At 39.6% G+C, this 8374-nt stretch carries 10 protein-coding genes; 6 read left to right on the top strand and 4 right to left on the bottom strand.

The features are described 5' to 3' along the window. Positions 1-292: IS3 family transposase (locus B5D47_RS06560; protein ID WP_234969940.1), on the top strand; the 292-nt coding region annotated here is incomplete at its 5' end. Positions 293-325: 33 nt separating this feature from the next. Here B5D47_RS06560 and B5D47_RS06555 read toward each other — a convergent pair. Further along, a complete protein-coding gene (locus tag B5D47_RS06555; protein WP_078931036.1) occupies positions 326-1690 on the bottom strand; it encodes a M30 family zinc metallopeptidase in 1365 nt (454 codons plus the stop codon). 142 nt (positions 1691-1832) lie between these two features. On the opposite strand from B5D47_RS06555, the gene B5D47_RS06550 reads away from it, so the two are divergent. The 4 genes from B5D47_RS06550 to rsmG all read left to right on the top strand — a co-directional run bounded on the left by B5D47_RS06550 (position 1833) and on the right by rsmG (position 5388). Continuing rightward, positions 1833-2573, top strand: coding sequence for an RsmE family RNA methyltransferase (locus tag B5D47_RS06550; protein WP_078931035.1), 741 nt, complete (start codon positions 1833-1835; stop codon positions 2571-2573). 188 nt (positions 2574-2761) lie between these two features. Beyond that, positions 2762-3562 carry a hypothetical protein gene (locus B5D47_RS06545; RefSeq protein ID WP_078931034.1) on the top strand — a complete coding sequence of 267 codons (801 nt, stop codon included), beginning with the start codon at positions 2762-2764 and terminating at the stop codon, positions 3560-3562. Next, on the top strand, positions 3549-4574 hold the full coding sequence (locus tag B5D47_RS06540) for a hypothetical protein (RefSeq protein ID WP_078931033.1): 1026 nt from the start codon (positions 3549-3551) through the stop codon (positions 4572-4574). The genes B5D47_RS06545 and B5D47_RS06540 overlap by 14 nt, the downstream gene beginning before the upstream one ends. An 85-nt stretch (positions 4575-4659) precedes the next feature. Next, entirely contained in the window at positions 4660-5388 is a 729-nt protein-coding gene (rsmG, locus tag B5D47_RS06535; protein WP_078931032.1) for a 16S rRNA (guanine(527)-N(7))-methyltransferase RsmG, read from the top strand. A 117-nt stretch (positions 5389-5505) separates the two neighbouring features. On the opposite strand, the gene B5D47_RS11445 is transcribed toward rsmG, so the two are convergent. Next, positions 5506-5676 (bottom strand): hypothetical protein, encoded by a 171-nt coding sequence (locus B5D47_RS11445; RefSeq protein ID WP_159443503.1) that lies wholly within the window; start codon positions 5674-5676, stop codon positions 5506-5508. Between the two features lie 258 nt (positions 5677-5934). Between B5D47_RS11445 and B5D47_RS06530 the strand changes: the two genes are divergently transcribed. Further along, positions 5935-7296: a PFL family protein gene (locus B5D47_RS06530; RefSeq protein WP_078931031.1), complete on the top strand. Its 1362-nt coding sequence runs from the start codon at positions 5935-5937 to the stop codon at positions 7294-7296. A 63-nt stretch (positions 7297-7359) separates the two neighbouring features. Here the strand turns inward: B5D47_RS06530 and rbr are convergent, their stop codons facing one another. Further along, the gene (gene rbr, locus B5D47_RS06525; RefSeq protein WP_078931030.1) at positions 7360-7902 is read right to left on the bottom strand and encodes a rubrerythrin; all 543 of its coding nucleotides are present in this window, start codon (positions 7900-7902) and stop codon (positions 7360-7362) included. Positions 7903-7967: 65 nt separating this feature from the next. After that, positions 7968-8366: a Fur family transcriptional regulator gene (locus B5D47_RS06520; RefSeq protein WP_078931029.1), complete on the bottom strand. Its 399-nt coding sequence runs from the start codon at positions 8364-8366 to the stop codon at positions 7968-7970. Positions 8367-8374 lie beyond the last annotated feature (8 nt).

Below are 8374 nucleotides of genomic sequence, written 5' to 3'. Positions count from 1 at the left end.
GTACACAAGCAAGGCTTACAAGAAGGTTCTTGGACAGCTGCATATTGTCCAGAGCATGAGCGATGTCGGAAAGTGCTACGACAACTGCAGAATGGAAAGTTTTTTCGCTACCCTTAAAAAGGAAAAAATCTATCAGATGGACACGACAAAAATGACAGCCGAAGAAGTAAAAAAAGAAGTCTGGAGATACATTTTTGCTTACTACAACACTGTAAGAATCAGCACTGTAAACGGAGGTTTTCCTCCAACTAAATACAGGCTGTCAAAAACAGCTATGTTAATAGCAGCTTAATTTAAGGGGTATTTGGGACTGCACTTTTCTTGACTATTTCAGCAAGTATTTTTCAAACAAATCATCGTAAGTGTACTTTGTGCCATTTAAGGAATTTACAGCATCTGTTATTGAATCGTTATCTACAAGAGAATTTTTACTGATTTTTTGAACAAGTTCCGCTCCGCCAAAATTTCTGGCAATAAACGAACCAAACGAAAATGCAGTTGCATACGAACAAATTTGATTTTTTGAATTGTATTCGCTAATTCCAGAATAGTAGTAATATTCGTTAAAAACTTTTGTCCTTGCTTTAGGAGAATCTTCGTCTTTAATTCCCAAATGCTCCTGCATCATATCTTCACAGAGCATGCTGAGCATTTCGTTGTACCATTGACCGCTGGTCAGATCGTGCGAGACCTTTTTCTGGTTATAATTTACCATGTGCTGAAATTCGTGCGCCAAAGTAGAAATCGTAGTGTCAAAATTCGAATTTGCATATCCGGAATCTATATAAAAATATTTTCCGTTATTTGAAGTTACGCCCTTTTCTGAATAATTATAAATATAGTCTTTTGCATAAAAATATCCGACAATTCCGCATTGTTGATTTTCGGAAAGGGAATAATCGTTTCCAATGTCGTAAACAACAATATTTATTTTTGTACCAGTGCTGCTGTAATCTTCCATATTGCGCCACCCATAATAATAAAAAATTACATCAGATTCCTTTCCAAAAACATTTGTTATCATAGGATACATCTTGTCAAAGGCGTCCGCATATTCTTGGGCAATTGCAGAATCAACTTTGTTTTCGCCGGCAGTTGAAGAATAAAAATCGTCTACAACCCAGACATAGCAGTAAGTTCCAACTGCGCGGAGAGTTGCGGATTTTTGGACGAAAGTTGAAATATTGGTGTTATTGTCCACGTAAATTTCTTTTGTTTCACCTGTTTTTCCGCTGATTGCAGTTCCGGACGGGACAGAAACAGAGCGTGCAGAAGAAGCATAATTTTTTAAATCAATTTGCTCAGGAATAAAGCAGCCGGCAAAACCTTTTTGAAGATTTGGAATTTCTTCATCGAATTCTAAAAAATCTTCTGAAACATCAGAATCGGCCTGTCTCTGGCTTGCAGCTGTAAGAGTTCTTATATTTTTTGAACTGATAGTTTCTGAACCGGTGTTTCTCCTTACAAAGTAAAGTGTTTTTCCGGAAGTTGCATTTGAAATATTTACGGTTGTTACATCTGCCGAAAGCTCAAAAATATCGCTCTGAGAAGCATCCCAGGAAACAGTTGAAGCCGTTGTGGAAGAAGTTGTAGAAGAATCTGCTTCCGTAGTTAAACTTAAATCAAGATCGCAAGAAGCGAGAAAGAGCGTTGCAAAAACTGCAAAGAACAAATTCTTTTTATAAAGCATTACTACCTCCCGCTCGATTTTTTGATAGTTTTTAAGAAAAAAAACAACTTGTTTTATTATAAATTTCTTTTCGTTGTAAAATCTATAAAAAAAATCTAAAATTAGGTCATTCTAAGAGATTTCTTAGACAACAGGAATTTTTATGAATATTTGTCTTTTTACGAGTGAAGAAATTTTAAAACCGTTAAATAAAAACGATGAACGGGCACAGCATATTATAAAAGTTTTGCACAAAACGCCTGGCGACACTTTTGATGCAGGAATTATTGGCGGTGCGGCAGGAATTGCCCAAATTACAGAAATTTCCGGCGAAGGACAAATCAGTTTTTCTTTTGTGCCAAAAACACGCGGCAAACCTCTTTATCCTCTCACTTTGATTATTGGTTTTCCGCGTCCAATTCAGCTGCGAAGGCTTTTGCGCGATGTTGCAGGTCTTGGCTGCTGCAAGGTTATTCTGACTGGAACTAAATTAACCGAAAAATCTTATCTTGACTCAAATGTTGTTTCTGACGGTTCTGCATACAAAATGCTCCTGGACGGAACGGCACAGGCCGCAAGCACACATGTTCCGGAACTGGTTGTTGCAAAATCGCTTTCGGAAGCAATAAATCTTGTAAAAAACGACAGCGAATTTGAAACCTCGCTAATTGCCCTGGACAACCGCCGCCCAAAAGAAAGTTTGCGCAGTTTTTTGGAAAAAGAAGGTTCGGCAAAAATTGTTGCGGCGATTGGAAGCGAACGAGGATGGACAGACGACGAGCGCGACCTTTTGGAAAAAAACAATTTTACGCTCTGCTCGATGGGCTGCAGAATTTTAAGAACCGAAACAGCGGCGACAGTTGCGGCAAGCATTATTTTAAACTCGATGGGATTTTTGGAATAAATACAAAATTTGGACAAGGGATTGGAGCACCGCCGAAGGCGTTGTTTTGCAGGGCAAAACAATGGAGCGCAAAGACGCGGAAGTGCGGAAAGCCCGGTTTTTGCGCAGCAAAAATGGCCCGGAATTCAAAAATTAAAAATTGATTTTTTTTAATGACCAATTAAAATTTTTTGACTATAATTCGACTTATGGATAACGAAACTATTAAACAAAAACTTTTGGAAATTCAGCCGACGGAACTGGATTTTCAGGTAATTTTGACTGGAAAAGAATCGACAAGGGTAAACGGACTTTACAACCCGGAAACCAGAGAAATTTTACTGCACAATAAAAATTTTAAGGAAGACAATCAGCTTATTTATACGGCGATTCACGAATATACCCACCATCTTGTAAACGAAGAAAAACTTGCCGAAAGCGGCGGAAAAATTATGGCTGGCGGAAAAGCGCACAATGCGGCGTTTTGGGCTAAATTCCATGCCTTGTTGCAAAAAGCGGAAAGCCTTGGAATTTATAAGATTTCGATTGAAGAATCTCCTGAATTAAAGGAATTGACTGAGAAAATTCGCCGCGATTATATAGAAGTAAACGGAAAATTGATGCAGGAATTTGGAAGGCTTTTGAGCCAGGCTCATGCTCTCTGCGAAAAGTCAAATATTCGGTACGAGGATTATCTTGACCGCGTTTTGTGTCTGCCGCGCACAACTGCAAAAGAAATTACAAAAGTTGGAATGGTGGAAGTAAATCCGGCAATCGGTTTTGACAATATGAAAAAAGTTGCGTCAATAAAAAAATCGGAAGACCGTCAGGCTGCAGAACAGCAGATTCTTGAAGGAAAACCTGCCGACACTGTTGCCCAGCTTATGAAACAGCACAAAAACGACGATCCAAGACAAAAACTCGAAAAAGAAAAAAATCGTCTGGAAAAAACTATCACTGCCCTCCAGCAGCGATTGCAATATGTGGAAGAAAGCCTTGAAAATCTGTAAAAAAACTGTTTTTTTGTCTGCCGTATTTATTTTGACTCTCAGCGCAAAAACTGAAAATCCAATTTTTGCTCAGGAGAATTCTGCTCAAAAAAATCTGGAAATTCCGGCTCAACCGAAGATGCCTTCGACTTCTATGCCGACAATTTCTTCGCCTTCGCTCGGAAAAGGTTTTTATATTCCGGGAAATGCGGAATTTTACAGCGGACGAAGAAACGCTCTTTCCAGCGCAAAAAACACAGTTTCTTCAAAAAATGAAGATTCAGGTTCAAAAAAACTGGAAACCGAAAAAAACTCTACAGCGACGGCATTTTCCGACAAAAACGCCCAGTTTTCCGAATTAAAAAATTATCTTACCGCAGGCGACCTCTCAAATTTGAGCAGTCTTGGGATTTTGGGAGGGCTTTCCGGTCTTTCCAGCGAAAATTCTGGACTTTCGATCCTCGGTTCTTCGCTAAATCAGGCAAATCCGTTAAATTCTCTGAATTCTTCAAAAAATTTGACCTTGGACGCACAAAATTCGATTTATTTGAGGCAAATTCTTTCGGAACTTGAAAGCTTAAAAAATTCAACTCTCAAAACCGGCAATTTTGGAGCTTCTGCGCAAAACGCGTCAATTTTTGCTCAAAACGAAGCCTTAAAAACTCCTCAAAAAAATCAGTCGATTTTGAGATTTTTGGTAAACGGTCAAAACCTGAAACCTGCCTGCAAGACAGTTTTTTTCTCTGAGCCGCAGGTTGACGGAACTTTTTTGTTGACCGGCGACTGCAAATATCAGTTAAACGGAAAAAATCTTTCGGAAACTTTTTATATTTTGTTTAAGGCGGATGGAGCAACCAACGGAAGCAACAAATTTACCGCAACGACGGCGCTTTCTCAGACAGAAAAAAACAATTCGTCTTATCTGTACAAAATATCTCAGCTTGGTGAACTTTACGCCTACAAGACAGGAAATCTTGTAACTTTAAAAGCGGAAAAAGACGGAACAAATCTGGATTTGCTTTTGAGCATGTAAAAACTGAATCTGGAATTTCGGTTTCGATTTTTATTTTTTTTATAAATTTTAATAAAATAAAATTTTTATTAAAAAGAGGCATTTTATGAATTATCTTCACGAAGGACTTGTCCAGCTTGGTTTTGAAAAAGGCGACTTTTGCGGAATAAAAACGCTTCCGTTGCCGGAACTTGAAGAAAAAATGGACATTTACATAAAAACGCTTCTGGAATTTAACGAAAAATTCGACCTTATAAATACAGAAGACTACGACGAAACTGTAATCCGCCACATTTTGGACAGTTTGAGCGGCGCAGAAAAAGTCGCCGCCCTGTGCGCCGGTCTTGTCGAAAAATCAGGAACTGAACTTTCTTTCGGTTGCAATAACCTTATGCTTGCGGACATTGGTTCTGGAGCAGGACTTCCGGGAATTCCGCTGGCAACCGCTTTTCCGTCATTAAATTTTACGCTTGTAGAAAGAATGTCAAAACGATGCAATTTTCTTTTGACCTGTGCACAAAAACTGAATCTTGAAAATGTTACGGTCGAAGAAAATCAGGCGGAAAGACTTGCTCAAAAACGCTTTGACCTTTGCGTTTTTAGGGCGTTTAGACCACTTGACAAAAAAATGCTCAAAGTTTTGCGAAGAATTTTAAAGGACAACGGAAAACTTGCGGCTTACAAGGCAAAAGCCGAAAAAATAAGCGAAGAAATGGAAGCTCTGGAATCTTCTTCTCCAAAATACGTAATTGAAAAACTGACTGTTCCTTTTTTGACGGAAAACACAAAGGAAGGCGAAGAACGCGAACGAAACCTTGTCGTTATTGAAAAATAATTTTGTAATTTTTTGAAGTGAATTGAAGTGAATTTTCTGTAAAATAAAAAAAACCGGTTCAAAAAATGAGCCGGTCTTTTGCCAAATTTTCAGTTCCTTACGGATTTTTAGTAAAAATTAGAAAATCAACTGTACGAGTTTTCCGATTGGGTCAAAATCCAAGAGGAGAATGTCAAATGCGAAGAATACAAAAAATCCTACAACTGTAATCAATGCGAGAGAAGCAAGTCCAAGAACGCCTTCTACAAACGGATTAAGTTTTTTTTCTTCTTTATTGTTTGCTGCCATAAAAAGCTCCTATAGTTTCCAAGGGTATGAGTAATAATATACTTTTGAAGGCATTACAGTCAAGTGTGAAAAAACGACATTTATTTGAACAACAATGTGTTTTAAGATAAAATTGATTTGCGTTAAGGATTGGAATGGCGCGTAGCGTTCTTCAAAAAGCGGCGGTTGAGCCTGCCGAAATCGCTGGTTTTTGAAGAATGAAACCATGAAAAGCCTGGCGGCGCAAAGCGACGCAACGCCCTAAATGTTGGAGGAATTATGCTCTTTACACCGGTTGAAATTCAGGAAACTGTAAATATGTTCATGCAGCAGAAGCTCGACGTGCGCTGTATTACGATGGGAATCTCGCTTTTAGACTGTGCGGATTCGGACGCAAAAAAAGCGAATCAGAAGATTTACGACAAGATTATGAAAAAAGCCGGAAATCTTGTAAAAACCGGTCAGGACATTGAAAAAGAATTTGGAATTCCAATCATAAACAAACGTGTTTCTGTTACGCCGATTTCGCTTGTGGCTGGAGCGAGCAATGCGACTTCTTACGTTGAATATTGCCGCACTCTCGACAAATGCGCAAAAGAACTTGGAGTAAACTTTATCGGCGGTTTTAGCGCGCTTGTTCAAAAGGGAATTACTCCTGCTGACAGAATTTTAATTGAATCTATTCCGGAAGCGCTCGCTACGACGGATTTTGTTTGTTCGTCGGTGAATGTAGGTTCGACAAAATCCGGCATAAATATGGATGCAGTTAAACTGATGGGAGAAATTATCAAAAAAACTGCCGAAGAAAGCAAAGATTGCGCGGTTAACGGCTGTTCTAAACTCGTTGTTTTCTGCAATGCGCCGGAAGATAATCCGTTTATGGCTGGTGCTTTCCACGGTCCTGGCGAAGGAGATGCGGTTATAAACGTTGGAGTTTCTGGTCCTGGCGTTATTTTGGCTGCGGCCAAGGACTACAAAGGACGTCCAATTAACGAACTTGCCGAAGGAATTAAAAAAATGGCCTTTAAGATTACGCGTCTTGGCCAGCTTGTTGGAACTGAGGCGGCAAAACGTCTTGGCGTTGATTTTGGTATTCTCGACCTTTCGCTTGCTCCTACTCCGGAAGTTGGAGACTCGGTTGCGCGGATTCTTGAAGAAATTGGTCTTGAAGGCACCGGCTGTCCGGGAACGACGGCTGCTCTTGCAATGCTCACCGACATGGTAAAAAAAGGCGGAGTTATGGCTTCGACAAGCGTTGGCGGACTTTCTGGAGCATTTATTCCTGTTTCGGAAGATGAAGGCATGATTAACGCTGTAAAACAGAATTCTATCTGTCTTGAAAAACTCGAAGCTATGACGACAGTTTGTTCTGTCGGCCTTGATATGATTGCAATTCCAGGCGACACTCCTGCAACGACAATCAGCAGAATTATGGCGGACGAATTTGCAATTGGAATGGTAAACTCAAAGACTACGGCTGTACGTTTGATTCCGGCTCCTGGCAAAAAAGCAGGAGAATGGATTGAATTTGGCGGTCTTTTGGGTGGCTGCCCTGTAATGCCGGTAAGCAAATTTGGTTGCGCCGACTTTATAAACCGCGGAGGAAGAATTCCAGCTCCAATCCACAGTTTTAGAAACTAGGCAAAATATGCATAAAAAACCCTGCCTGATTTGGAAAATCTGGCAGGGTTTTTTGTTTGTTTTTTAGTAGTTTACTGCTTCTACCTGAAAGAAACTCTGAGGATGAGCACAAACAGGACAAACTGCCGGCGCTTTTTTGCCTACTACGATATGACCGCAGTTTGCGCACTGCCAGATTGCATCTCCGTCTTTACTGAACACAAGTTCTTTTTCAACATTGTTCAAAAGTTTGAGATAGCGCTCTTCGTGGTGTTTTTCGATTGCGCCAACCATTTCGAAAAGTTTTGCAATTCTTTCAAAACCTTCTTCTTTTGCTGTTTTTGCAAAATCAGCGTACATGTCTGTCCATTCATAATTTTCGCCTTCTGCAGCTGCCTTTAAGTTTTCTGCAGTTGTGCCGATTTCGCCACCATTGAGAAGTTTGAACCAGATTTTTGCATGTTCTTTTTCGTTGTGTGCAGTTTCTTCAAAAATATCTGCAATCTGTTCAAAACCTTCTTTACGTGCCTTGCTTGCAAAATAAGTGTACTTGTTTCTTGCCTGTGATTCTCCAGCAAACGCTGCCTGAAGATTTTTTTCTGTCTGTGTTCCTTTAATGTTTTCCATTTGACTGTTTCTCCTTTGTTTATGGATTTTTTTTGAAAAGTTTTAGCGCCCAAAAAGCACATCCGTCAATTCTGCCCGTTTTTTCTACATTCAGGACAAATTCCTGTAAAAATCAAATTGTGTCCTTCGATAGAAAAACCCTGCTTTTGCATCTCTTCAACCGCATTATGAATTTCTAAAGTAACATTGCGCGGAACATCGAACATTTTTCCGCAAACGCTGCAATTAAAATGATAATGAGTTTCAAGAGTGCTGTCGAAATGATCAGCGCCGTTTGGCACAACAATTTTTTGAATTGCTCCGCTCTCTGCCAGAAAATTTAAATTTCTGTAAACCGTACCTCGACTGATATGCGGATTCTCTAACCTCGCATTTTCGTAAATTTCGTCGGCAGTCGGATGAGAAAAATTATTCTGCATGAGTTTTGCAACCAAATCCCTTTGTTTTGTGTTTCGAGCTGTCATTATGAATT

The sequence above is a fragment of the Treponema berlinense genome (genome assembly GCF_900167025.1).
GTDB lineage: Bacteria > Spirochaetota > Spirochaetia > Treponematales > Treponemataceae > Treponema_D > Treponema_D berlinense.
This window is presented reverse-complemented; position numbering and strand designations above follow the sequence as displayed.